This window comes from Undibacterium sp. Ji42W, from assembly GCF_049340405.1.
GTDB lineage: Bacteria > Pseudomonadota > Gammaproteobacteria > Burkholderiales > Burkholderiaceae_D > Undibacterium.
This window is the reverse complement of sequence record NZ_JBMPOV010000007.1, coordinates 253,818-279,145: the sequence shown is the minus strand read 5'-3', so window position 1 is coordinate 279,145 and position 25,328 is coordinate 253,818. Positions and strand designations below refer to the sequence as shown.

Genomic DNA, 25,328 nt, shown 5'->3' with positions numbered 1-25,328 from the left:
CGCCAGCATAAAGGATCACGCATGCACACCGCAAAAAAAACAGCAGGCTTGATTGCCGGTATTATTTCCTCTTTCCTGTTCATTAATATGAGCGTGGCAGCAGATCGCCAGGATACCAGCGCCAGCGCACGTTACGAATATGAGAAAAGTCTCTGCCTCAACGGCCAATCCAATCAATCAAAAGAAACCTGCCTGCGCGAAGCCGGTGCGGCAAGGCAACAAGCCAAATCAGACAGCCTCACCACAGCAAGCGAAGACCAACTCCAGCGCAACCGCGAACTCCGCTGCAACGCCCTCCCACCAGCAGACCGTGAATACTGCTTGCAACGCATGCGCGGTGAAGGCACCCAGTCCGGAAGCGCCCAAAGTGGCGGTATTTCGCGTGAACTGGTTGTGCCGGTCAAGCCAGGGCAATAAGACTTTATTTGTACCGCATATTCAAATGGTACTGGGCTTTACGAAGCTCAGTGCCATCTCAGCTGGCAATATCAGACTTGGCACGACTCCCCAAAAAAATTCACGACCGCTCCACAAGCATCCAAAATCCCCGGTCGCACTTCACACCGTAATGATGATATCCAGTGCGCGCTTGCATAAAAGGCTCACTGACACCCTGCCCTGATCATAAGATTGTATGCAGCAAAGCACCCAAGCAAATGAGCGTGCACTTAAGAAATAAATTTCACTGGTAAGTGGCAAATAATACAATTATAGTTATTTATTATTTAACTATCTATTTATACCACCGCTTATGCCGCGCTCATTCAAACATCAAGCAGTCAAGATACAAAAACCGCAAACCCTGGACATCATCAGAAAATTACATGATATGAGTGACACACAAGGTACAGAACCGGAATCCAGACAAGAGCGTTGGCATGAAAAGCTCCCACGCAGGCTGATGAAAGCAGGGTTCGTATTACTGGCACTCATCATTATCTTCGTATTGTGGCACGTCATCAGCTCTTTAAATAAATATGCTGTAATAGTTGCCCTTGCTCTGGGTGTGGCCGCATTAGTCCTTCCAATCTGCGCTTTTCTTATCAATATTTATTCAACCATTGTGAATATCAAAAGTCTGAAAGTGAAGTCGCTGGATAACTTCATTATCGACATCGAAACCGATCAAAAGCATGTAAGCGAATTGGATTCATACTCCAAAAAAGATCTTGAAAATGCACAAAGAATCATTCAGCTAAAGATCACCCGCATCAAAAACAAAGTCAGTCTCTTGATCGGCTCCCCAGACAAAATAGCACTACTCTCACTCGCAGCAATTGGATGGACCTTGCTAAAAGTGTTTTCGTCTAAAACCCCTCCTGTGAAATTTCCAGAAATTTCTTTGTTATCCACCCCTCTCTATGAATCTTTATTCTGTGTCGCATTCTTACTGGCCCTGATGGCTTTCACAGTTATCTATCTGAGCCGCAGCATGCAAGCGTATGTGTATCAATCAGAAATTCTGGATTTGGCCATTGCGTTGAAAAAAGAAAATGAAACTTCCTGAGACAGATTTGTAGGGTGCGTTGCAGCGCACAGGTGAGCGATAAATCCAAGCTACTTCAAGCAATCATAGTTAATGTTACCCTCACTAAGACTGATGAGCATAGGGAACATTAAGGACTAGGCAATCCACTATTTTGAAGACACTTTACTTGAGCAGCGTGTTCATAGCAAAGACTCACCTTCCCCGTTTTCGTATCCAGTACCCAAACTCGATCATCATTAGGGGTTGATCCTTTAGTCGCAGCAATTTGATACCTACCTGTCTGATCGCAGCCGCATATAAAAATAAAGGGAATTGCGTATTTCATATTGAATACTCTTATTTATTATTTTGCTTCAGCGAGTATAAGTACGATATCTCAATACACATCGCTGAAAAAGAAACATAGTTTATTTAGGCAAAGGCGACTTGCCACCCAATTCTGTTAGTTTGTCAATCACGGATTTAGATTTTTGCAAACCGTCCAGAGCTTTTTCAAAAGCTTCCTGAATTGGCATTTTATCGCCATGAGTACTGTCAAGCGTATCGGATGCGTTGTACGCAATGGCATCAATCGTTTTTTTAATTAAGTCTTTTTGCATTTCGTTGTCCAAATCACCAAGAGCCGCCAACTGATCGCGATAGCTTTTATATGACTTAGCAAGGGCTTCTTTATGAGCGTATTCTTGTTGCAACCGTTGACTTTCACTTCTTCTTTTTGTTGCATATAGCGCCAACCAAATAACGGGTGCATAAAAAGGAATTTTAAATAAAATTCCTTTTATCACATCAAGATAATCAGTATGTTTGACATATCTAATGGAAAATTCTGGCCACATAAGCACAGAATCAATTGAGAAGAAAAAAGTCATTAAAACTAACGACACAATGCAGGCCAAGAACAAATTAGTAGAAACATCTATTGGCTTTTTAAATGAATCGGCCATTTCCTTATAGGCTGATGCTAGCCCTGCACTTGTTGCGCCAGGAAGTAAAGTCTCTATTTGTTCATTTAAAGCAATGTACCTTTTGTTTTGCTCACTTTCGAAATCAGCTAAGATTTTCATCCGCATCTCTATTTCATTTTTTAATCCATCTTCAGGCCTATCTTGACCTTCAATCGATTTTCCAAAAATTTTTGTATGAAAAATATTTAATTCATCAATTTTCTTTTCTGTATCTGCTAGCGATTCATGAATTTCTTCTTGCGCAGATTCTATATCTTCTTGAGCTTCCAATATTAATCTCTTGGTCGATGCGCGATCATTATTTCCAATAAGCAGTTCCATTGAGTAGTTTTTTACTTGCTCAAATTCGGAAAGGAATTTCTGATGTACTGCATTAATATCTTCTTTTATGCTTGGTTGCTGAGACTGATCGTTCAAACCAAATAATTGACCATGCAATTCATCAATATCTTCTTTCGCCTTAGATATCGAAGCAAGCAACTCTATGCTTTTTTCGTTGCTTGCAGTGATTTGCAAATTTGCCTTGTTAGAATTCTTCTTTAATAGCGCAACGGATAATTCCACTGTTTCGTGATAATTAAACAGAGAATGCTGAAGTGATTTCACAACGTCGTCATTAATTATCGTATACGGTCGAATAGCAATCAAAAGTTTATCTGCGCAAGTATTTGCGCCTTTGAGGAATCCAATATCCTGATTGCTGTTAAACGCTTCAATTTGCGAGCAACACTCATCAGAATAAATTTTCATTGCGTCCCACAAATTCTCAGGAATTAGCTCAAGATCATTTGCGATCAAAATTTCATCAATAAATAAAATAACTTTCGAAAGCCTTGAAACTTCCGTTATTTTTTCAATTTCGTTTATATCCAAATTTTCTAGCTTCGGAATTGAAGACTTCAGTTTCTTCCAACTGATTTGAAATGGATGTAACTGAAAGTATTGTATCCATCGAGACATTTTTCATTCCCCCAGAAAAAGGATAATTGTTAATATTTTTTAATGCTCATTAATTAAGCAAACTATAACGCCTTAATTACCATGTCTGTAAAAAATATTGGCTCTTTCTAGGATAAAAAACGCTTGGCAATCGCAGATACGATTAGATCAATGCAATCGTATGGATAATATGCAGCAAATTAACTACATCCCCGAAGTCATATTATTTGCGATCCCCCTCCTTCAAAAGCATTCGACTTACTTTCTGAAATTGACTTTCGCATTGAATCTGCCACAAGTTTTACAAGCTACGCCACTAGGCTCCTGCCTACGCAGAAACGACGGATTTGGGGTCAAGCTCCTTGCGAACTTTGCTACTTGCTTACATTAAGCAAATTATGGTTATGCATGTGCGTAACCAGGTTAAATGGTGGTTTTTTTTTGCTGAAACAGATAAACTACAACCAATAGATATTTACGGGAACCTCAAAACCCTTTCCTCCTGCATAGGCAGGAGACTACCGCGCTGGTGCACCAGTGGCGTTCGATGACCCATCAGGCAGTTCATCAAAGTAAGTCACAAACTACCTCCCCACCCCATCCCCCACAAACCCAATCACCGAAGCATTCGCCCAGTTAGCACAAACCTCTGCCTTGCTCGTTGCTTTGACACCTGTAGTCTTTAATTTAAGTTTGCTGATGCCCCGTATGTCCAGTTCTGGTTTGACGACTGCTGGTGCGATGATGAGGCCGCTGTCGAATAGCAGTTTATCGTCGCCCCATACCTGGAATTGCAGGCCACCGTGGTTGCGGCAGCTGTCGTCTATGCCGACGTCGGCGCGGAAGGTTTGCCAGTCGCCTTTGAGCTGGTAGTCGATTTCGCTGTTGCCAGCAACGCCCAGGCCTTTGCGGAAGAGCAGGCCATTCATTTTCATATTGCTTTGCATGCTGCTTTGTGTGTTGACCTCGCCTTTGACTGGCTTGGTACTTCCAGTACTATAGGCCAGGTCTTTGGCGTAGCTGGCCTTGCCACCTTTGCGAGTATTTGCGACAGCGTCAGACAAATAAGTTTGCAGCCTGGCTTTGTCTGGTGCTGGTTTTTCGAGGATGCTGAATTCTGAAATCGTGATCGGGCTGATGACGACGGGGTTGAAGGCGTTGTAGGCCTTGGCTGGTTTGGCGTCGCCTGTGCTGGTTAATACCATGGGGTCTTGTGCGTCGCCGTCGTCGTTCTGGTCGTGGGTGCTGAGGACGCGGAAGCGGAACAGGCGGCCTGCTTTGGCGGCGAATTCTACCTTTTGTTTGCCCTCTTGTTTTTTGAGCTGGCCGGTGTAGATGGGTTTGCCCCATTCGCCGTTAGTGTCGGCCAGGTAGATTTCAAAATCTTTGACCTGGCCGTATTGCCAGTTCTTGTCATTGCGTGGGGCGATGTCAAACCTGTTAATCATGCGGCGCTCGCCGAGGGCAAGGCTGAATTCATGGGCGCCTGTTTTTTGCGACTGGTCTCGCACGGTACGGAACCAGGTGCCGGGTTTGCCGTCGAAGGCGTTTTCCAGTGGGTGACCGGGTTCTTCTGCGGGGCGGCTTAGCACGATGAGGCTGTCTGCGGCGATGGTGTTGCCCAGGTCTGGTGCTGGTGGGTAGTCTGCTGTTGTCGCGAGTTGCTTGTTGGCGGCAATGCCCAGACGGAACTGGTAAGCCTGGTTGACGGGTAGTTTGGCGGTCTTGATGTGGACGGTGCCGTATTTTTCTGCGGCTTCAAAATACCAGCCACTACTGGCTTTGTCGTAGTCTGCGCGGCTGCTGTATGCCCGCAGGTTTTGTTCACCAAAGTGCACTACATCTGGCTGCACGCGGGGGTGTACTTGCAGTTGCAGTGCGCGTTGTTGTTCCATGCCTTCATAGCTGCCGTTGATTGCGCTGATGCTGATGCTGATATCGCCTGCGCGGTTTTCTGGTGCATCTACAGTGAAGGTTTGCAGGCTGGACTTACCGTTCTGGTACTGGCGGCTTTCGCCATCGTCTTCATACAAGGTGAAGCTGGATTTACCGTGCGGGTAGATGTCCAGCGTCAGCACGTCCTTGGGCACCTGACCATCGTACAGGGCGACTGGGTACATGGGCAAAATCGCGCCGGCGCGTACCATGACAGGCAGTTTTTCCAGCGTGACTTGCTGGTCGATGACTTTGCCTTTGGTGTCTGCTGCGACGACGCGGCCATCCCAGTAATCTATCCACTGGCCTTGCGGCAGATAGATGCCTTTGCGCCAGCCCTTGCTGGCGGCCTGGCTGCGGTATACCGGTGCCACGAGGAAGTCTTTGCCGAGCATCAACTGGTATTTGTAGTTCTCGTTATTGGCATTGGTATCTTGCGGATAATCCCACATCAGGCCGCGCACGATGGGTGCGCCGCTCTGCTCTGCTTCATGCGCATAGGTGTACATATAGGGCATGAGCCGCATCTTGAGTTTGAGGTAGTCGCGGTTGATGCTGCGGTAAGGTTCATCAAACCACCAGGGGTGTTTGCGTTCTGATTTTGACCAGCCTGACATGCCCATGAGTACGGGCGTAAAGGTCTTCCATTGCAGGTCACGCGTGAAGGTCTCGGGGCTGCCGCCAAAGATGCCATCGACATCGCCAGTGGCATAGGCCTGGCCGGACAAACCTGAGCCTATCAGCGTGGGGATGTGCCAGCGTATATAGTCCCAACTGCCGGACTGGTCACCTGTCCATGTGACCGCATAGCGTTGTGTGCCCGCCCAGCCCATGACGGTCCAGACAAAGGGGCGTGCGTTTGAATTATCGAGTATGCCTTGTGCTGCGGCCATGTTGGCATCGAGCGAGAACTGGTAGCCTTTGCCTGTCCACGCAACGTCAAGTTTTTGTGCGCGCGTGCCTGCGGTGCCAACTTCCCACTTGATTTTATCGACGCCGTTTTCTGTCCACAGGCCGGTGCGGAAGCCATGTTTTTTTAATCCAGCAACGACCTCGGGCAAATTGCTGTAGCCGCAACCATAGCCGTCATTAGGCAGTATCCAGCCGCCGGGCATGTCGTGCTCGCGGTATTTGGCGGCCACTGCTGCCATCACGTCTGGCGTCTTGCCGGTGGGGCCATCGCTCCAGGCTGCGGGCACGGTGCCGGGCTTTTTGCTATTGTCGCCATCGTTGTAGCAATCAGCATCGCCATATTCATAGGCCCAGCGTGGCAGGAGTTTGGCGCGGCCTGTGAGTTCGGTGTAGCTGGCCAGCACGTCCTTGATGCTGTCGCCGACGAAATAATAGGCATCGAAGCGTTTTTCCTGATGGCTGGTGCTGAGGTAATCATTCGAGCGGAAATCATAGCTGCCATTGCTCCAGGTATTGCGCAGCACACCATAGCCTTTGCTACTCATGTAAAACGGTGCCGGGCTGGGCCTGTCGCCCTCTTCCCAGCCGCCGGAATAAGATACCTCTAGCTGCTTACCCTTGAAGGCATAGCTGCCGTTTTGCTGGCCACCACCAAAGAAGGCTTCGTCAGCAGTGCTGGAAAGAGTCTGGAAGCTGCTCTTGTCGCCAAGCTCCAGCGGTTGTTTTTCTTCCCAGAGCAGGGTTTTGTTGTCGGCCTTGTAAAGCGCCAGGCGCACCGGAGAGCGGTAGATGCGCAAAGCCATGGCGGATGTCTGCACCAGTTGATAGCCGTCTGGCGCAGTAACGCTGACCGAAAAATCAGGGTAGTCTTTTTTGAGCACGATAGGTGCGGCCTTGTCACCCGCATCCAGCAATTGTCCCTTGCTACCCGCCCAGACGCGGAACATATCTGGCTTGAGCAAACTGATACGGACGATGCTACCTTCATCCGTCGTGAACTCTATCTGGCGCTGCGCGCTGACAGACAAGTTGCGCATATTGCCCAGGGGTGCGGCATGGCTGGTGGACGGTGAAGATACCAGCATGCTGGAGACGAATGTGGAAACCAGGCCTGCGATAAGGGTCTTGCGCAATGGTGGGTGCATGGTGGCGTCAATGGGTAAATGCGGTATGAGGTATGAGGTATGAGGTATGAGGTATGAGGTAAATGTCTGTTGAGACCAGGCTCACAGTAAATCTTGTCTTAATATATTTACAGCATTTTCCCACATGAGGCAGGCAGGACTCAAGCCTTGTATCAACGTCCGCTTGAAACACAGGCGCGGGACTTGCATCACGCAACGAGTATCGCGCAAACCGCACTACGCAAAGCATATTACGTAACAACGCAGCACTTAGAGCATAAATGAATTAAGCCAGTACTCTGCTCAAGAGCATGACTCACGCGAAAGTTAAATAATGTAAAATGGCAACCGGATTTGAATTTCCCTGCACAGCCGTACATGCAGGAGCATCAAACCATGTGACCATCTCATTATTGCGAACCATGAAAATTTCTGCTGTCCTGACGTTTTATTTTTGTGCACTAGGCGCTGTCCATGCTGAGGCTCTTTGGCAGGGGCCGATTGAACTGGGCAAGAGCGCCCAGACCGGATTTGAAAAATACAAGGAACATAAAACCAAGAAAGCCTTTGCCGTGGCGGCAGACGGTGCCTGGGGTGTAGCTTATGGTATGAGTAACGACATCCTGGCCGTGCGCTCGGCCCTGTCGAATTGCCAGCGCCGTAGCAAAGTTAACTGCAATCTGTATGACCTTGATGACCAGACTTTTCAGGACAAGTATGCACTTTTCCTGTCAGAGTCTGAGCAGGCTATCAAAAAACTCAAAGTCCAGGACGGTTATCAGGATTATGAAAATGCCGATTGGTTTTTACCGCCGGTGAAACACCTGCGCCCCGGCAGTGAAGGCTTTCACTATGCCACGCCCACCCGCATAGACGGCATCAGCAACATCAGCACACCTGAGCTGGCAGAAAAGCTCGCTAAAAAACAGATCAGCGTAATTGATGCCTTGGGCATAGACAATACCGACATGACCCTGCCATTTGCCATCTCTCTTGATGGGGCGGCCAATCTTGTTGATGAACCACAGGCTGCCTTCAATAAAAACCTGGATGCAGATTTACATGCTTTGATGAAGAAAAATTTTCCACAAAAAGATGCTGCCATCGCGGTGTTTTGTGTTTCTGAAGAATGCTGGATGAGTATCAATACCCTGGTGCGCCTCAAAGACATGGGCTATTCCAACCTGTACTGGTATCGCGGCGGCATCTCTGCATGGCGGGCAGCAAAATTGCCAGTGGTGAAAGCGGTGCCATTATTTACGGTATTGCGCTAGACCTGCAGCCTCATAAAAAGCCAGGACCATCTTGATGATGGCCCTATTTATTTTGGTCAAGCTGGCTAGCGTTGCTGCCAACTAATGCCAGGCTTATTGAGCCTGCAACCAGGACTTCAAAGGTTGCTGCGCATAGGCCTGCATTTTCTCACCGACAAAAATCTGTGGTGACGAGGGATCAAATTTCGCAACTTTCTCACGCTCTGTCACCAGCTCTTTGGTATGTTCAAACACCTGCATCAGGTTTTGCCCGGCGTCTAGCTTGCTACCGAACAGGGCATCGACAAAAAAGGTATTGTGCGCCAATGGCTGGCAGCCATAAGACACCTTGTCTTCTGCCGACGCAGTCACGATGATGCGGTTCGGCGCTTTCAACTGCGAGATCAGGGAACCCGAATAGCAGGCAGAAACGATCAATACAGTAGGGAATTTTTCCAGAGGTGCCAGTGCCGTTTTGAGATAACGCGTCCAGATAGGTGCAGTGGGCTTATTACCTATTTCAACCGCCACCAGGTCTGTATAGCCATGGCTGGTCAGCAAAATGGTCACCACGTCACCCTGCCTGGCCTGACTGGCAATATCCCTGGCTGTCTGGTCGAGGCTGCCCAGATGGGCAAAGGGAGCATCAAGTTTGTCCTGATGCGGGTCGTTATCAAAACTGTAGCTGATGAGTTCAGGATTGATTTCTTCCAGCCTCTTCTTGGCCAGTTGCACATCCCCCAGAAAAGCCCTGGAGCCTGAATGCAAGCCAAAGCCGGCATACCAGACACGGTGATGGCTGATGGCATTGGCTTTTTCATGATTGGCCAGACTTTGCTGCGCCATCAATTGATCACTCATCTCACGCGCCTTGTCCTGGCCGGGGTTTAGATAAGTAATTGCTGGTTTGGTCGCACAAGCAGACAAAAACGCCAGCAGGCCAGCCATCCAAAGGGAAGAGGAAAGTTTCTTCATTTATTTCTGCACACTTTTTAAGCGATAAAGTTGGCTATCATAACATTTGTTAAAAAATGTGTCATACTCTCATACTCAAGTGCAGGATTTAAAAAACAGAGAAGCTTGCGCCCATACTGGCTAGCCGGACGCAATCGACATTTTAAGCATATCAATGAACGCCAGGCTAATCGCATGAAACGCTACCATCCCAGGCCCAACCAGGGCATTTCCTTCATCGCCTGACAATAATCACTGTAATCACTGTTTCGCTGGCAGACCAAAACCATCAGGCAGGCGGGCAATGACCTGACCTGTCGCCAGGGAATAGAAAATCACACCTTCTATCGTTGTACTTAAATATTTTTTCTGGCGATAGCTCTCTTTTGGATTATCCCTGGTTGGCTCTGAGTGATAAAAGTCATAGATCAGATAAGGCTGGGTGATCTTGGCGACAACCAGGGCCTTTATCGCAGGCAGCTCTTTTGCTGCAAGAGCACTTGGCATGCTTACGCGGGCAGCGGGTATCAAGTCTCTGTAGTAACCTACCTCACGCTTAAAGTCGAGAAATGGGATAGTGGGTGACGCCAGACCAAATACTGTCGTAGAGGTCTCTTCAACATTGACCGTTGCGCCATAGGCGTTACTTGCACGATATGTCCTGGTCTTGTCAATATTAAGATCAAAATCAAGCGCATCCAGCCTATCGGCTCTTGCACCTTTAATGTCATGGTTAGGTGAGCCTATACCATTAAGAGACGCATTGGTAGGCAGCATGAAAAACAGCACATCACCAGCATCTGCATCGTATTTGTACCTGAAACCGACTGGAAGAGAATCAGCAACAGAGACCGGGAAAGTAAAAGCAAAATAATCATCTATGCCCAGCCCGCCGGGCAATTTAGCTGCATATGCCTTGGCTTTGCGGTTATCGAAATCTGCCGTGGTTTCAAACTCCCCTTTCTTGATGAGGGACATTTTCTCAAGTGCATTGATAGTCTCAATTAAATTCGCACCTTTGAAATTGACTGGGAGTTTGTCCTTCGCCAGCAGCTCAATGGAGAATTTACCAGCTTGCGCTTGTTTGGCATTTGACGCGGCTGGTTTTGCAGGCGTTGCCGTGCTCGCGCCAGCAAAATTTGACAAAGTTACGGTTGCTGCGATTAACAGTGTTGAGGAAATTTTCATGGTCTTAAAGGGTTGATGAAAACAGTTAATAGAAACAGTTATTAGAAACAGTTGATAAAAACAGTTAATAAGCACAACTGACGACATTTAGAAGCAGAAAATACTCTGCACGAAACACTGAGCCGGTAAGCTATTCAATTACGAATACGTATGAATCAGGAAAAGTACAGATCATGAAAATGCGCATGTACCTGTGGCGCTGTCAAACTCTGGTTCAGGCTACAATACTACAAGATTTTTCTGAATGAAAAATCACTTTAGCGACCGCTACCATAAAAATCACGGAATTTTTTATTCTGCATCAATACCAGGGGTAGCTGCAGAGAATTGTGTAGCCGGTCTTTGTCGCGTGTTCAGGTTTTAATGGAAAGTTTGCATGAGCAAGAATACCCGTCAGCTTGTGTTTATCGATGGCGTTGGCGGCAAGCGCTATATGCGCGGCAAGTTTGTACGCTACTTTGAACAACGCGGCTACAAGGTACTATGCTTTGATTACAAGGTATCGTCCCAATCCTTTGATGAAATCCAAAAGAAGCTCAACGAATTATTAACTGCAGTCGGCAGCCAAGGCGACTACCATGCTGTTGGCTATTCTTTTGGTGGCGTGCTTCTCAGAAGTCTGAATGAGCAACTGGAACCGCGTTTACGTCCAAAGCGCGCAGTATTGCTGGCATCACCATTGCGCGCCATGCGGCTCGCCCGCAGATTACGTCACTGGAAAATCTATCAGATACTGACTGGCGAATGTGGCCAGTTTGCCGCTGATGAAGAAAGAATGAGCAAAGTCCCCATACTCAACATTCCCTGCGCACACGTCTATGGTACATGGCCCTGGCTAGGCGCCTTCTGTATCTTCTTTGGATTTAGCATGCCACATGATGGCATGGTCGCTGCTGATGAGGCCATTCCATCTTCACAGGCGCAGGCGATACCTGTACCGGCAAGCCATGCTTTCATTCCATCGAATCTGCATGCATTGAGGGCCATGGAACAATGCTTTGCTGCCGAAGCTTAGACAGCAAAGCATAACTGCAATGAATGCCTTGCAGTGTCATCAACGCATTGATGACCACATTCATCTCCATCACCACAGATGCCATAGGCAGCGATCGACTTATTCAGCCCGCTCATATTCCCAATGAAAATTCAGTGAATTGAATTTATCCGCACTATGGGTGCCAGAAATATTGACGAGTTTGGCAGCAACCATATCGTCAAGGCCCGCGTCAAAATAGCGGCCATTGATATGATCGCCAATCTTGCCTGCCTGGATCGATCGTCCCAGATTGGTTTCGAGTATCAGTCCCAAAATGATGTTATCCCATTCAAGAAGGCGGACATTACAGATATATTCACCTGTTGCCAGTTTCAGTGTCTGTTTATTCCCTTCTGTCTTGCCGGCGGAAAAACCATCGCCTTTAACAGGTAACAATTGCAGGCCACAAAGAAAGGCATGTGGCTGATTATTTGCATGCGTCCACAATACGACTTCGCCCAAATCATCAAGCTTTGCGGCAAAACTGTTGGTAGAAGGCATATACCCATAAGCGGTCGTTACTGCGACTTTCTTTTTGCCCGGCCCAGGTTTTTGCTCTCTGTTGAAATAAGGCCATAGGTACACCTGTGCCAGGATAACGTCAAGTTCGACATCGAATTTCGCCTTTACCCTGGCCACATGCATTTCCTTGGCTTTATCTACCTTGGCCTTGGCATAGGGATCATGAACGCGTGATGAAGGCGCGGAAGTATGTGAAACACGCCAACCTTCATAACGATCTTCGACCCAGTATTCTTCCAGCCGCCCCTGCCCACTGGAAGTGACTTTTACATCGCTGACGATAAATGACAATCGCCATTCCATCGCCTTTTTGCGGCTGGTACTGGCGGCCAGGCCAAAGCGTGCTATGGCTTCGTTTAAAAATTGCAGTTCATCACCATCCGCCTTCAGCGCAACCTCGTCAGTGCTGGCCAGGAGCAAGTTCGCCTTATTATAGTGACTAACCATTTCCATGCGCATAGTCAGCACCATCGTGCCCCAGGATGCCATGAGTGGCAGCACGGCAAGGCCGCCATCATTATCGAGATATTGGTGTTCTACCTGCGTAGCCGCTGCAATGGCAGCAATCAGCTTGATGCGTTTATTGGTCAGGTTAGTGGTGGTCAGATATTCCTTAAGATTTTTTTTGATGCCTTCCAGGGTCTGCGTCAATGTTTTGATTTCAGCCTGTTTCAGCAAATCCTTCATACGCTGTTCAACATAGGCGGTGATCTGATCCCAAAAATTCTGATCGTGATTGTCAGGCCAGAAGAAGCCGACAATGGCCTGCACTGCACCACCAAGCTCGGGCATCTTGTCTATCAGTGACAGCGTTGCCTCACGTATAAAATCGGTATGAACCTTAAATGCCATTGGCTCTCTCACCAGATAACCAGTACTGGCCGGCATAATGCTGAACAACTGGTAATCGCGGTTGGCGGTATTGGTGTTCAGTTGATTTTGCTGTACTTGCGCGCCATCTTTCCCGGCATCTTTTACTTCCAGCGTCAGACCACTATGCGCAGCCTTGATGTAGTAATAGCCTTCACCGTTCGACATCAGCCTGAAACGCTGGTTGGGCGAGTTACCGTGTGAATCACCCCAATCCCATTGCAACAGCTCTGCACCCGCATCTTGCGAAGCGTTCTTGATATCCCAGTACAAACCGGAATGACTCATGATCACATAAAAGTGCCCCTTGCCATGGCGGGCGAAACGCACTTGCTGGGCCGCGCTGCCCTGAATCGCGTTTTGCGACTCTATCTTCAGCCCTCTTTGTTTTTCCTGCCTTTGCACGCCTAGTGGCTGCTTGCTATGTTTGGGGATGATGAAATAAGGTCTGTCGTTCTCAAAATTGAAGGCCATGCAAAACTCCAGGGGAAAAACCGGCATTCGCCACCATGGCGACAAACAACAGACCGGGGGAATCAAAAGACGGGATAAAAAGACAGTTCAAGACCATGCATTTTATAATCAAATGCACAATCATGTTTTCTTTTCAATCATTACGGCAGCATAGCCGCGTTTGCCCTTGCTCCTGGCTTGCCTGGTAAGCCTTTACATGTACAAGCATAGAGTGATGGCAGGTTCAACTTGCTTGAATTCATTAATGGCATTTGCAAGGCTTGATCAATTCTGTCGTGCTCGACCATTCCTTTTTCAATCGGCAATTTGAATATTTACGGCAGCCCTGCTCAGAGTATAGAAAATTGCAGTGACCATGACATCACAAAGAACAAGCAAAAACTGTTTCTTGCCCTGCATTATTTCGAGGGTGAAATGCTTACGCTCTGCATTGAAGATAATATCTATGTCTATAGTTTCGCCATTTGGCAAAGCTACTTCACGGCCTCTCTTCTTTTGCAAATCAAAAACTGTCACCTTGGTAAAGTCCGGCATGACATAGGGGCATATCTCAAATGTAGTGACGCAATCCCACTCCTCGCTGACTGGATTGCCAAACATGATGTACGCCTTTTGATTTTTAGTGCACGCGTTGTGACTTTCATTCTCATCTGCTGTCAAATCTCATATCTCCATCAATAGAAGTGCTAACAGGCGAGTAAGCGCAGATACCTGCGGGCCTTGTCAGTTTAGCCGCGACACCGCGGCTCAGCACGCTTGACAGGCGCAGGCAGGTTGATTATTTGAGAGCCAACTCAAAGCGATTCTTGTACTTGGCCTCAAGATCGTATTGTTCAACCCTGCGTAGAATCTTCACAATTTGATCAAAGCGTGCTCCCATTGCTTGTTTGGATTTTTCCGAATTAATCCAAACAAGCTGAAGTGGTCGCTCTACATCTATACTCAATACATCCCACAAGGCATCCAGATTTCTACCGTAAAATTCTGACAGGTCCAGTGCATTTGCCAGTGCCTCGTGAAAATCACCCTCACTCCCAAGACTCTCGCCATACAGTTCAATAATCATGTTTTCCTCTTATTGCTATCTAGTTTGCTATCTAGCGACCTGATGAAATCAAACCAGCGCGGGCTACCTGGTGTATCTACGTGAGTTTCAACCAGGGCACTTCATGCAATATCGTCACTTCGACCTCTTCAGTTACTTCATTCACATTCAGGTGGCACAAATCAATTGTCCCCTTGTAATAATCAATCATATAGCCATCCGCAGTGAAAGGCTTAGGCAAGGGTGGCGGCAAGAGGCTTACTTTTACGATTGTAATAATAGGTTTACTTCGTGCTCTAGGAATTTAAATGCCAACCGACAATCTACTGGCGGTATCCTCGGGATAATCACCAACTACCAATGTAATAAAACGTTGTCTGGCTAATTCGATTATTTTTTCATGGTCTTTTTTTTTACGTTTTCCGTCGCTCATTTACATAATATTTCCTGCCAAGTAGGCGCTAGATAAACACTAAAACATAAAAACAGGATGTAGCGACTGAGCTTCATTGGCAAGCACAGGCTCTGCTGCACCAACAAAATCACTCAATAACACGCCCATGGGCGGGGTACTGGCCGGACAATATTTCCTGATCAGTCAGTTCATCGCCGTACCAGAGTATGACTTTGTATGCACCAGCCCCGAACGCCAACTCACGAAATGCGCGGCTCTCTACCTGGGTAAAACCGCCATCAGGATTGCCGAGTGGGTGGAAGATGATGATGGGATTCATCGCCATGGCAGAGCTGGACTTGACACGCTTAACAAAGGCCTTGATGAGTTGCTGTGCCACGGTAAAATCAGATACAAGTGAGCGCGGATGAGCAAAGGGCTTAAGCACAACGGCACCGGCTTTTCCCACTATCGAAGACCGCGCCGCAGCACCAACACCCAGTATCTTTTGATCAGGTGACGCACTGATCGCCAGTTCCGGCACTTCTGAAATGCACTCTCCCGATTTGATATTCTTCACGCTTAAGCGATCAGGAGAAATCTGGACATAGATAAATTGCTTGAAGGAGTCGAACATAGGAAATTTACTTTCAGGACTGGAGAAGCGTACCAGAGCGCAAGTAAATGCACTCCAGAGTAGAGACATTTGATCATTGAATGACGAAGCGTCAAAGCAATGTGCGCATAAAATTCAAGGCTCTTTGTATATCGTCAGGACAATATTCACTCCAACTGGGATGAATTTCACACCATTCCAGAAAGTGCACAAGACAGTCAATCTGTTTTTGATGCAAACAAGAAAGCTGCGCTTTCGCCTCATGTTGGAATTTCAACTCCGGCCCAAGATGGTAAATCAAGAACTCTGTTTCCAGCTTGCTGTACTCTGCTTCCGGCGTCAGACAGAATTCAAGATAGTGGGGAAGTATCCATTTTAATCCGGCAGTCGATAAGCAACTCAACTCATTATGCAGATAACGGATAACATCCCCAGTAATCTTCCGGTCTCGTTGTTCTTCCAGATAACTCCTCAAGTAAGCGCATTGCGGGCAATCACGCTGGTGAATCGAGAGTGCCCCCTTGGACGGCATAGGCACTACTTGGAATGAAGATGCAATTTCATTTAAGAGGGCAGTATTGTTCATGTTTTGTTAGAGACTGATTTGTCAGGAGATGATTTTTGCAAAGCTGTAATATGCCCAATTTATGGAATACTTTGCTTTCTCACTGAACATGTTGAACAACTGAAACTTATCAACTGAAACTTATCAACTGAAAAGTTGAAACTCAAATAGTCTTTGAATTTCGAATATATTACCCGTATGAGCAAGCACACTTGGACTCGCAGCACAAAAATTTGCGGCTAAAGCCGCCCCTACGGATTAGTATAAATCTGGGCCATATCTACACATCGCTGTAGGGATGCATCATTTTCCTGCGCCTATCCAGTTTGCAAGGAAAAACTAATAACTGAGACTCGCTCTTTTGGTTTATTTTTATTTTCAAAGAATAGGTACTTAAAACCATCGATGTTAAGCTCTTTAAATAAAAATAAACCTTTATTCGAATACTCGACCCGTTCAAAAATTCTATTTCCACTTTTAGGAATCTGATGCTGCAGTTCAGAATAGGTGCCAGAAGTCCCCAGCAGAAGTTCTTGCGGGGGAGTAGCCAGAGAAGTATCTGAGGTCGCTGGCAAATCACTATCCAGATATGCCCATTTCATGGCTGCGACGGATGTAGCCCAATATACGCCAGTAATGAATGGGGCCAGCGGGTCATCTCTTTCCAGATTTTTATTATAAGCTTGGGTCCCGACATAAAGGTTTGTCCCCCGACTAAAAAAACCGCCGGAAATTGCTTCCGCGCTTTCTCCAATCCTGGAAAAGGACATCCATTTTTTCAATCGTAGCGCTTCGTCCAGTCCCATGGTTTACTTTTGTGCTTTGGCCGTTTTATCATTGTTGGAATGAGATGCAAGTCTGTCAAAGTAAACTAGCGCCCCCTACCCCAGCATTCCCTTTAACACATCCCGCGAATCAAATGCCGCGCGGCGCAAACGGTCGTTCACGCCTTGCCAGTCTTTGTCCTGTGGCAGGGCCTCTACCAGAATCAGATCTGCATGGGCATGATCAAGTTCGCGCAGGCCGGCGTACAGGTCGTGGGCATAGCCTACCGGATCGGCGGGCAAGTGGCGCCATGCTTCGGCCTGGATAGCAGGGTGGGCCTGGTAGCTCATGAGGGCGAGCTTTTTGTTTTTGGCGTGCAGGCGGTTGACGGTGTCGTCGAGTTCGGCGGCTTCGACCAGGATCACTGGTGTATGTGGTGCGTAGTGAGCGTCCAGCGTGCCGGATGCGCGGGGGGCGGCGGCGTCTGGAGCTGCGGGTATTACACCCAGCACGGCGGCCATTTGGGCGACCGTAATATGGCCGGGGCGTAGCAGCACGGGGCCGTGGGTGGCGAGGCGGCTGAGATCGACGATGGTGGATTCTATGCCGACATCACTCTGGCCACCGTCGAGTATGCTGGCGATGAGGCCGCCGGGCTGTATCTCTTGCTCGAATTCTTCTTCTACGTGCGCAGCCATGGTCGGGCTGACGTGGCCGAATTTATTGGCCGACGGTGCAGCGACACCGCCCTTGCCTCCCTTGAAGGCGCGCAAGAGTTCTTGTGCCACGGGGTGCGATGGGCAGCGTATGCCTACCGTGTCTTGCCCGCCTGAAACGGCATCGGGGATATGGTCAGCACGTTTCAAGATCAGGGTCAGCGGGCCGGGCCAGAAGGCGGCGATGAGCTTATGCGCTTCTGCCGGGATGTCCTTGGCCCAGTAGCTGATGTCAGCACCGGGGGCAACGTGGACAATCACCGGATGATTCGATGGCCTGCCCTTGGCGGTGTAGATGTTGGCAACGGCGACCGGGTTTTCGGCATCAGCACCGAGTCCATACACGGTCTCGGTTGGGAAGGCGACCAGTTGGCCACTTTCCAGTGCTAGCGCTGCTGCTGCAATTGCCTCTGGTGTACTGGCTTGTGACCTCATGCCCACTCCGGTGCTGCGATGCCAAGGATGGTGCAGGCTTTGCCGAGGTTGGCCTGTGCTTCTGCCATCGTCGGTGCAACGAAGCTGATGTGGCCCATCTTGCGGGCGCGGCGGGCTTCTGCCTTGCCGTACAGATGCAGGTGCGCACCTGGGATAGCCAGCACCTGATCCCACGCAGGCTCGCGCATGTTATCAGTGTCGCCTTCATACCAGACATCACCGAGGATATTGAGCATGGCGGCTGGCGAATGCTGGCGCACATCGCCCAGCGGCAATTGTGCCAGTGCCCTGACCTGTTGCTGGAACTGGCTGGTGGTGCAGGCATCAATCGTGTAATGGCCGCTATTGTGCGGGCGTGGTGCCATTTCATTGACAGCCAGGTTGCCATCCTTGAGCACAAAAAATTCTATGCACAACACGCCGACGTAGCCCATCTCCGCAATGATGTGCAACGCGGCGGCTTGCGCCTTGCGGGCGACATCTGCCGACACATGGGTGCTGGGGGCGATGGTGGTGAACAGGATGCCATCTCGGTGGACGTTTTCTGCGATTGGATAAACCACCGCTTCGCCATCAACACCACGGGCGACAAGGACGGACACTTCGTAGGCCAGTGGCAGCATTTTTTCCAGCACGCAGACCTGGCCGTTCATGCCAGCGAAGGCAGCGGCAAGTTCGGCGCGGTCACGTACACGGGCCTGACCTTTGCCGTCATAGCCCATGCGCACGGTTTTCAAGATGCCGGGCAAGAGATCATCACTGACTTTGGCAACGTCGTCCTGGCTATTGATAGCCAGGTGCGGTGCAGGGTAAACGCCGGTAGTCGTGCCACAGCGGGTGAAGAAGTTTTTTTCTGCGATGCGGTCTTGCGCGATGGAGACGCAGGCAGCGGCAGGTGCCACGAAGCTGGTTTGCGCTAGCAGATTCAGGCTTTCTGCCGGGACGTTTTCAAATTCGGTGGTGACAGCTTTGCTGAGTTTGGCCAGCGCCATCAGACCAGGGTGGTTTTCATAGCCAGCCTGGATATGCTGGCCTGTCACTTGTGCGGCAGGGCAGCCTGCTTCAGGTTCCAGCACGGCCACCTGATAACCCATGGCTTGTGCCGCCTGGATAAACATGCGGCCCAGTTGGCCACCACCCATGATGCCGAGGCAACTGGCGGGGGTGTTGGGTAACAATGGCTGGCGGGGCTGTGTGGGCTGTGGATGAGTGGTCATGGTCGTGATTTCAAACTAGGGATCGTTTGTACACAATAGTACAAATCAAATGAGGTACGGATATTTAGGTGAATAGAAATCCGGGTTGCGATATCAAGTTTCGTTAATTGGCCGTGTACGTAGTTTGGGCCATGCCGTAGGTTGGGCCGGGCCTCGCTAGGCTACGCTTCACCAGCCCAACACTGAGCCTCAACAAATGCATACGTTATTCAAACGCCAAGTGTTGGGCTGATAAGGCGTAGCCCAACCTACGAAGCTAACTCAATCTACGATCATTCACACTCACACCGGCAACACCATATCGCGTGCAACTTGCGTTTGCTTTTCACGGAACTCGATCAACCTCGCAGCCAATGCATCATCGGTCGTCGCCAATATCGCAATCGCTGCAAGGGCGGCGTTTGCTGCACCTGCCTCGCCTATCGCAAAGGTCGCCACCGGTATGCCTTTTGGCATTTGCACGATGGACAGCAAGGAGTCTTCGCCACGCAGGTATTTGGATGGCACGGGCACACCCAATACCGGCACGATGGTCTTGGCAGCGATCATGCCTGGCAGGTGGGCTGCACCGCCAGCACCGGCGATGATGGCGCGCAGGCCGCGTTCACGGGCGGTTTCTGCATAGGTGAACATTTCATCGGGCATGCGGTGGGCAGAGACGACCTTGGCTTCAAAGCCTATACCAAATTCCTTCAGGATGGCAACGGCGTTTTGCATCACGTCCCAATCCGAGGAGGAACCCATGACGACGCCGACAATCACTTTGTCTTTAATAGTCATCATCAGTCCTTCAGGCTTTCGCCAGTCAGGCGTTCCAGTGCTTCGCGGTATTTGGCGGCAGTTTTTTGCACGACGTCATCCGGCAGGGCTGGTGCTGGTGCTGTCTTTTTCCAGCTGGTGATGGTTTCGAGATAATCACGCACGAACTGTTTGTCAAAAGACGGTGGTGAAATGCCGGTAGCATAAGAATCAGCAGGCCAGAAGCGGGAAGAATCGGCAGTCAGCACTTCATCCATCAGGTGCAAGACATTATTATCATCAAGGCCAAATTCAAACTTGGTGTCGGCGATGATGATGCCACGGGTGGCGGCGTATTCTGCGGCTTCGGTGTAGAGCTGTATGCTGATGTCACGAATCTTGGCGGCCAGCTCTGCACCTATGCGTTGTTCGGTTTCTGCATAGCTGATGTTTTCATCATGCTCGCCCATTTCTGCCTTGGCAGCCGGGGTGAATATCGGTGCTGGCAACTTGGCTGCCTGTGGCAAGCCTGCTGGCAATTGTATGCCGCAGATCGCGCCTGTGTCCTGGTAATCTTTCCAGCCTGAGCCAATGATATAGCCACGTACCACGGCTTCTACCATGATGGGTTTCAGGCGTTTTGCCACGACTGCACGGCCTTTGACTTGCGCCACTTCATCGGCTGACACGACGGATTCTGGCGCAACACCTGTCAGGTGATTAGGCACGATGTGGCCCAGCTTTTCAAACCAGAAATTCGCCATCTGGTTCAGCACGCGGCCTTTGTCGGGGATGGGCTCATTCATGATGACATCGAATGCGGACAGGCGGTCACTGGTGACGATGAGCAGCTTGTCGTCGCCGACAGCGTAATTATCACGTACCTTGCCACGGCCCAGCAAAGGCAGGGAATGAAGAGTGGAATTGATTTGCGTAGTCATGAGGGATTTCTTTATTTCTATCTGGATAGGGTTTACACAGAATTGTTGGTGGGTTGGTAGCGTTGGGCTCGTTGTAGGTTGGGCTACGGTTTACCAGCCCAACACTGGGCCTCAGCAAACATATACGTTATTTAAACGCCAAGTGTTGGGCTGATGAAGCGTAGCCCAACCTACGAGATTACTACCACCAAAAGCAATTTTGTCTAAACCCTGAACTCCCTCACTCCGGCTCACACCGGAATGAGGAAACAAACTTACTTCTTAATTGACGATCTGCGCCAAAGCGCCTTTCTTGTACTGCTCTGCCACTTTGTCCAACGCCATAGGCTTGATCTTGCCTGCCTGACCTTCGCAGCCGAAAGACAGATAACGTGCCTTGCAGACTAGTTTCGCTGCTTCACGCGCTGGCTTCAGGTAATCGCGTGGATCAAACTTGGATGGGTTTTCAACCATGTAGCGGCGAATCGCACCTGTCATTGCCAGACGGATATCAGTGTCGATGTTGATCTTGCGCACGCCGTTCTGGATGCCAATGACGATTTCTTCCACCGGTACGCCATAGGTTTCTTTCATGTCGCCACCGAACTGGCGGATTTCGTCCAGCAGTTCTTGCGGTACAGAAGAGGAACCGTGCATCACCAAGTGTGTATTTGGAATGCGCTGATGGATTTCCTTGATACGGTCGATTGCCAAAATGTCGCCAGTAGGCTTACGGGAGAATTTGTAGGCGCCGTGGGAGGTACCAATCGCAATTGCCAATGCATCGCACTGGGTCTGCTTAACGAAGTCGGCAGCTTGCTGTACGTCGGTCAGCAATTGTTCGCGCGTCATTTTACCGTCGGCACCGTGGCCGTCTTCCTTGTCGCCCATCATGGTTTCGAGAGAACCGAGCACACCCAGTTCTGCTTCTACCGTGACGCCGATGGAGTGGGCAAACTTGACCACTTCACGCGATACTTCGACATTGTATTCATAGCTGGCGACGCTCTTACCGTCTTCTTCCAGCGAACCGTCCATCATCACCGAGGTGAAACCGGATTTGATCGCAGCCATGCAAACTGCTGGCGACTGGCCATGGTCCTGGTGCATGACAACGGGGATGTGCGGGTAGGCTTCTACCGCGGCTTCGATCAGGTGGCGCAAGAATGCTTCGCCAGCATATTTGCGAGCACCGGCAGAAGCCTGCATGATGACAGGCGCGCCAACTTCATCGGCGGCCTGCATGATGGCGGTGACTTGCTCCAGGTTGTTGACGTTGAAAGCTGGCAGACCGTAACCGTTTTCGGCTGCATGGTCCAGCAATTGACGCATGGATACGAGTGGCATAATTAACTCCAGATTGCTTATTAAAAATCAGTTCTCGCCGACCTTGACAATTTTCATTGCATTGGTCCCGCCAACCTGCCCCATAGGTTCACCCCAGGTGACGACGATCATGTCGCCATGATGGACAACGCCGTTTTGCAGCAAGACGGTTTCTGCCAGCTTCAGGGCGGCATCACGGTCAGGAGCATCAGGCAGGTTGAAGGTTTGCACATTGCGGTACAAGGCGGCTTTACGTTGGGTGGCGATGCTCGGTGTCAGTGCAAACAAAGGCACATCAACACTGTGGCGGCTCATCCATAAAACAGTGGAACCCGATTCAGTCAGCGCAACAATAGCCTTGACGCCCAGGTGATGGGCCGTGAACAAGGCACCATAGGCGATGGACTGGTCTATGCGGGTAAAGGTCAGGTTCAGGAAATCAGCGTCGAGTTTGTTTTCCTGGAACTTTTCTGCCTCAAAACAAATCGCCGACATGGCTTCCACGGTTTCTACCGGGTATTTGCCAGAAGCAGTTTCTGCCGATGTCATGACGGCATCTGTACCATCCAGCACGGCATTGGCGACGTCTGATACTTCAGCGCGGGTAGGCACGGCGTTGACGATCATGGATTCCATCATCTGCGTGGCAGTAATGGCCAGCTTGTTGGAAGCACGGGCCATCTTGATCATGCGTTTTTGCAGCGCTGGCACGGCCGCATTGCCAACTTCTACCGCCAGGTCACCACGGGCAACCATGATGCCATCAGAGGCATCGAGAATTTCTTGCAACAGCGGAATGGCTTCAGCACGTTCGATCTTGGCGATCATCATCGGCTTGTGGTTGTACGGTTCACCAGCGATATTAGACAACTGCCTTGCCATTTCCATGTCAGTGGCATTTTTTGGGAAAGACACCGCGATGTAATCCGCCTGGAAAGACATGGCTGTCTTGATGTCTTCCATGTCCTTGCCCGTCAGTGCCGGTGCAGTCAGGCCACCGCCCTGGCGGTTGATGCCCTTGTTATTGGAGAGCTCGCCACCGATCTTGGTAATGGTATGAATTTCATTGCCGATGATTTTTTCAACGACAAGCACGATCAGGCCATCATTGAGCAACAACAGGTCACCATTTCTGACATCACGCGGCAGCGCTTTGTAATCCAGGCCGACGCGCTCTTGCGTACCCATGGTGCAGTCTGCATCAAGGATGAACTTGTCGCCGTTTTCCAGCTGGATACGGGAATTTTCAAACTTGCCGATACGGATTTTAGGGCCCTGCAAATCAGCCATGATGGCGATTTCGCGGCCACACTCTGCTGCCGCCTGGCGCACCATCGTGGCCCGGTCTATATGATCCTGCGCCTTGCCATGCGAAAAATTCAACCTGACCACACTGACACCGGCTTCTATCATACGCTTGAGCGTAGCCAGGTCATTGGAAGCGGGGCCTATGGTGGCAACAATCTTGGTGGCACGTGACATCTGGTCTCCTGAATATAATTTATATGTAGATGTTTGCTAAGTAAAAACCAAAAAACTCACCACAGAGACACCGAGGAACACAGAGGAACACAGAGAAAGGCGAGTATTAAAACAGTCATCACAGACCTTCATTCTTGCAAAGATTTTCTCTTGTTTTTCTCTGTGTCTCGGTGTCTCTGTGGTTAGTGGTTTTTTATTATTTAACCGCGCGTTGCAACAAAATTTCTACTGCTGGCAGGGTTTTGCCTTCCAAAAATTCGAGGAAGGCGCCGCCGCCTGTGGAGATATAACCAATCTTATCTGCGATGTTGTACTTGGCAATCGCCGCCAAAGTATCCCCACCACCAGCGATGGAGAAGCCTGCTGAATCGGCAATCGCCTGCGCCAGCACCTTGGTACCGTTGCCGAACTGGTCAAATTCAAACACGCCTACCGGGCCGTTCCAGACTATTGTGCCAGCTTTTTTGATTTGCTCTGCCAGCAGTGCTGCTGTCGTCGGGCCGATGTCGAGGATCATGTCGTCGTCCTGCACATCTGCCACTGCCTTGACAGTTGCCACGGCGGTTGGCGAAAATTCCTTGGCGCAGACCACATCAGTTGGGATAGGCACGGATGCACCGCGCTGGGCCATCATGTCGATGATGGCCTTGGCCTCTTCCACCAGATCAGCTTCTGCCAGTGATTTGCCTATCTTGAGGCCAGATGCCAGCATGAAGGTATTCGCAATACCGCCACCAACAATGAGGTTATCAACCTTGTCTGCCAGCGATTTCAAAATAGTCAGTTTGCTCGACACCTTGGAACCGGCAACAATCGCCACCAGCGGGCGCGCAGGATGACCCAGCGCCTTGCCCAGCGCATCGAGCTCGGCAGACAACAGGGGGCCAGCACAGGCAATGGGAGCAAACTTGGCGATGCCATGGGTAGTTGCTTCTGCACGGTGGGCAGTGCCAAAGGCGTCATTCACATACACATCGCACAGGGCTGCCATTTTTTGTGCCAGTGCGTCGTCGTTTTTCTTTTCACCTTTGTTGACGCGGCAGTTTTCCAGCAAGACGACCTGCCCTGGCGCCACATCCACACCATCCACCCAGTTTTGCTTGAGTTCTACATTCACGCCCAGCAATTCAGACAAGCGTTTGGCAACTGGTGCCAGTGTATCTTCTGCCTTGAATTCACCTTCAGTCGGACGACCCAGATGCGAGGTCACCATCACGGCAGCACCTGCCTGCAAAGCCTGCTGTATCGCAGGCACCGAGGCTCGGATACGGGTATCTTCGGTAATATTACCGTTATCGTCCTGGGGAACGTTCAAATCGGCGCGGATGAAAACACGTTTGCCCTGGAGCTGCTTTGCTGCGATCAGGTCACTGAGTCGGTTGAATTGCATCGTGATATGGAGTTGGCAAGGTTGAAGGCTGGCGCATTTGCCTGCGAGAGCCGGGCAA

Annotated in this window: 22 protein-coding genes; 4 read left to right on the top strand and 18 right to left on the bottom strand. The window is 49.7% G+C overall.

What is annotated here, in order from left to right; translation table 11 throughout:
* Positions 1-21 precede the first annotated feature (21 nt).
* Together ACO0LG_RS17235 and ACO0LG_RS17230 are read left to right on the top strand one after the other, a co-directional pair.
* Positions 22-417: a hypothetical protein gene (locus tag ACO0LG_RS17235; protein WP_423028520.1), complete on the top strand. Its 396-nt coding sequence runs from the start codon at positions 22-24 to the stop codon at positions 415-417.
* A gap of 412 nt (positions 418-829) precedes the next feature.
* Positions 830-1,507: a hypothetical protein gene (locus ACO0LG_RS17230; RefSeq protein ID WP_423028518.1), complete on the top strand. Its 678-nt coding sequence runs from the start codon at positions 830-832 to the stop codon at positions 1,505-1,507.
* A 389-nt stretch (positions 1,508-1,896) separates the two neighbouring features.
* Here ACO0LG_RS17230 and ACO0LG_RS17225 read toward each other — a convergent pair whose 3' ends face one another.
* Both ACO0LG_RS17225 and ACO0LG_RS17220 read right to left on the bottom strand, forming a co-directional pair.
* Complete coding sequence (locus tag ACO0LG_RS17225; protein ID WP_423028516.1) at positions 1,897-3,327, bottom strand: hypothetical protein; 1,431 nt, start codon at positions 3,325-3,327, stop codon at positions 1,897-1,899.
* Positions 3,328-3,977: 650 nt separating this feature from the next.
* Entirely contained in the window at positions 3,978-7,385 is a 3,408-nt protein-coding gene (locus ACO0LG_RS17220; RefSeq protein ID WP_423028514.1) for a TIM-barrel domain-containing protein, read from the bottom strand.
* Between the two features lie 401 nt (positions 7,386-7,786).
* Between ACO0LG_RS17220 and ACO0LG_RS17215 the strand changes: the two genes are divergently transcribed.
* Positions 7,787-8,638: a rhodanese-like domain-containing protein gene (locus ACO0LG_RS17215; RefSeq protein WP_423028512.1), complete on the top strand. Its 852-nt coding sequence runs from the start codon at positions 7,787-7,789 to the stop codon at positions 8,636-8,638.
* A gap of 93 nt (positions 8,639-8,731) precedes the next feature.
* Here ACO0LG_RS17215 and ACO0LG_RS17210 read toward each other — a convergent pair whose 3' ends face one another.
* Both ACO0LG_RS17210 and ACO0LG_RS17205 read right to left on the bottom strand, forming a co-directional pair.
* On the bottom strand, positions 8,732-9,592 hold the full coding sequence (locus tag ACO0LG_RS17210; RefSeq protein ID WP_423028510.1) for a C13 family peptidase: 861 nt from the start codon (positions 9,590-9,592) through the stop codon (positions 8,732-8,734).
* Between the two features lie 240 nt (positions 9,593-9,832).
* Positions 9,833-10,759, bottom strand: a complete 927-nt coding sequence (locus ACO0LG_RS17205; protein ID WP_423028508.1) for a hypothetical protein — start codon at positions 10,757-10,759, stop codon at positions 9,833-9,835.
* Between the two features lie 376 nt (positions 10,760-11,135).
* Here ACO0LG_RS17205 and ACO0LG_RS17200 point away from each other — a divergent pair, with 376 nt between their 5' ends.
* The gene (locus ACO0LG_RS17200; RefSeq protein WP_423028506.1) at positions 11,136-11,774 is read left to right on the top strand and encodes a hypothetical protein; all 639 of its coding nucleotides are present in this window, start codon (positions 11,136-11,138) and stop codon (positions 11,772-11,774) included.
* Between the two features lie 99 nt (positions 11,775-11,873).
* On the opposite strand, the gene ACO0LG_RS17195 is transcribed toward ACO0LG_RS17200, so the two are convergent.
* The 14 genes from ACO0LG_RS17195 to ACO0LG_RS17130 form a co-directional block, all read right to left on the bottom strand.
* Positions 11,874-13,661 (bottom strand): RICIN domain-containing protein, encoded by a 1,788-nt coding sequence (locus ACO0LG_RS17195; RefSeq protein WP_423028504.1) that lies wholly within the window; start codon positions 13,659-13,661, stop codon positions 11,874-11,876.
* A 294-nt stretch (positions 13,662-13,955) separates the two neighbouring features.
* The gene (locus ACO0LG_RS17190; RefSeq protein ID WP_423028502.1) at positions 13,956-14,261 is read right to left on the bottom strand and encodes a hypothetical protein; all 306 of its coding nucleotides are present in this window, start codon (positions 14,259-14,261) and stop codon (positions 13,956-13,958) included.
* A 178-nt stretch (positions 14,262-14,439) separates the two neighbouring features.
* Entirely contained in the window at positions 14,440-14,727 is a 288-nt protein-coding gene (locus ACO0LG_RS17185; RefSeq protein WP_423028500.1) for a barstar family protein, read from the bottom strand.
* Positions 14,728-14,803: 76 nt separating this feature from the next.
* Positions 14,804-14,947 (bottom strand): hypothetical protein, encoded by a 144-nt coding sequence (locus tag ACO0LG_RS17180; protein ID WP_423028498.1) that lies wholly within the window; start codon positions 14,945-14,947, stop codon positions 14,804-14,806.
* Positions 14,948-15,248: 301 nt separating this feature from the next.
* A complete protein-coding gene (locus ACO0LG_RS17175; protein WP_423028496.1) occupies positions 15,249-15,737 on the bottom strand; it encodes a rod shape-determining protein in 489 nt (162 codons plus the stop codon).
* Between the two features lie 91 nt (positions 15,738-15,828).
* On the bottom strand, positions 15,829-16,302 hold the full coding sequence (locus ACO0LG_RS17170; RefSeq protein ID WP_423028494.1) for a hypothetical protein: 474 nt from the start codon (positions 16,300-16,302) through the stop codon (positions 15,829-15,831).
* Positions 16,303-16,598: 296 nt separating this feature from the next.
* Positions 16,599-17,087: a hypothetical protein gene (locus ACO0LG_RS17165; RefSeq protein WP_423028492.1), complete on the bottom strand. Its 489-nt coding sequence runs from the start codon at positions 17,085-17,087 to the stop codon at positions 16,599-16,601.
* Positions 17,088-17,162: 75 nt separating this feature from the next.
* Positions 17,163-18,197 (bottom strand): L-threonylcarbamoyladenylate synthase, encoded by a 1,035-nt coding sequence (locus tag ACO0LG_RS17160; protein WP_423028490.1) that lies wholly within the window; start codon positions 18,195-18,197, stop codon positions 17,163-17,165.
* Positions 18,194-19,414, bottom strand: coding sequence for a 5-(carboxyamino)imidazole ribonucleotide synthase (locus tag ACO0LG_RS17155; protein WP_423028488.1), 1,221 nt, complete (start codon positions 19,412-19,414; stop codon positions 18,194-18,196). The genes ACO0LG_RS17160 and ACO0LG_RS17155 overlap by 4 nt, the downstream gene beginning before the upstream one ends.
* Positions 19,415-19,696: 282 nt before the next feature.
* Complete coding sequence (gene purE, locus ACO0LG_RS17150; protein WP_423028486.1) at positions 19,697-20,194, bottom strand: 5-(carboxyamino)imidazole ribonucleotide mutase; 498 nt, start codon at positions 20,192-20,194, stop codon at positions 19,697-19,699.
* A gap of 2 nt (positions 20,195-20,196) precedes the next feature.
* Positions 20,197-21,093, bottom strand: coding sequence for a phosphoribosylaminoimidazolesuccinocarboxamide synthase (locus ACO0LG_RS17145; RefSeq protein ID WP_423028484.1), 897 nt, complete (start codon positions 21,091-21,093; stop codon positions 20,197-20,199).
* Between the two features lie 261 nt (positions 21,094-21,354).
* Positions 21,355-22,419 carry a class II fructose-bisphosphate aldolase gene (gene fba / locus ACO0LG_RS17140; protein WP_423028482.1) on the bottom strand — a complete coding sequence of 355 codons (1,065 nt, stop codon included), beginning with the start codon at positions 22,417-22,419 and terminating at the stop codon, positions 21,355-21,357.
* A 27-nt stretch (positions 22,420-22,446) separates the two neighbouring features.
* Positions 22,447-23,880, bottom strand: a complete 1,434-nt coding sequence (gene pyk, locus ACO0LG_RS17135; protein ID WP_423028480.1) for a pyruvate kinase — start codon at positions 23,878-23,880, stop codon at positions 22,447-22,449.
* Positions 23,881-24,076: 196 nt separating this feature from the next.
* Entirely contained in the window at positions 24,077-25,270 is a 1,194-nt protein-coding gene (locus ACO0LG_RS17130; RefSeq protein ID WP_423028478.1) for a phosphoglycerate kinase, read from the bottom strand.
* Positions 25,271-25,328 lie beyond the last annotated feature (58 nt).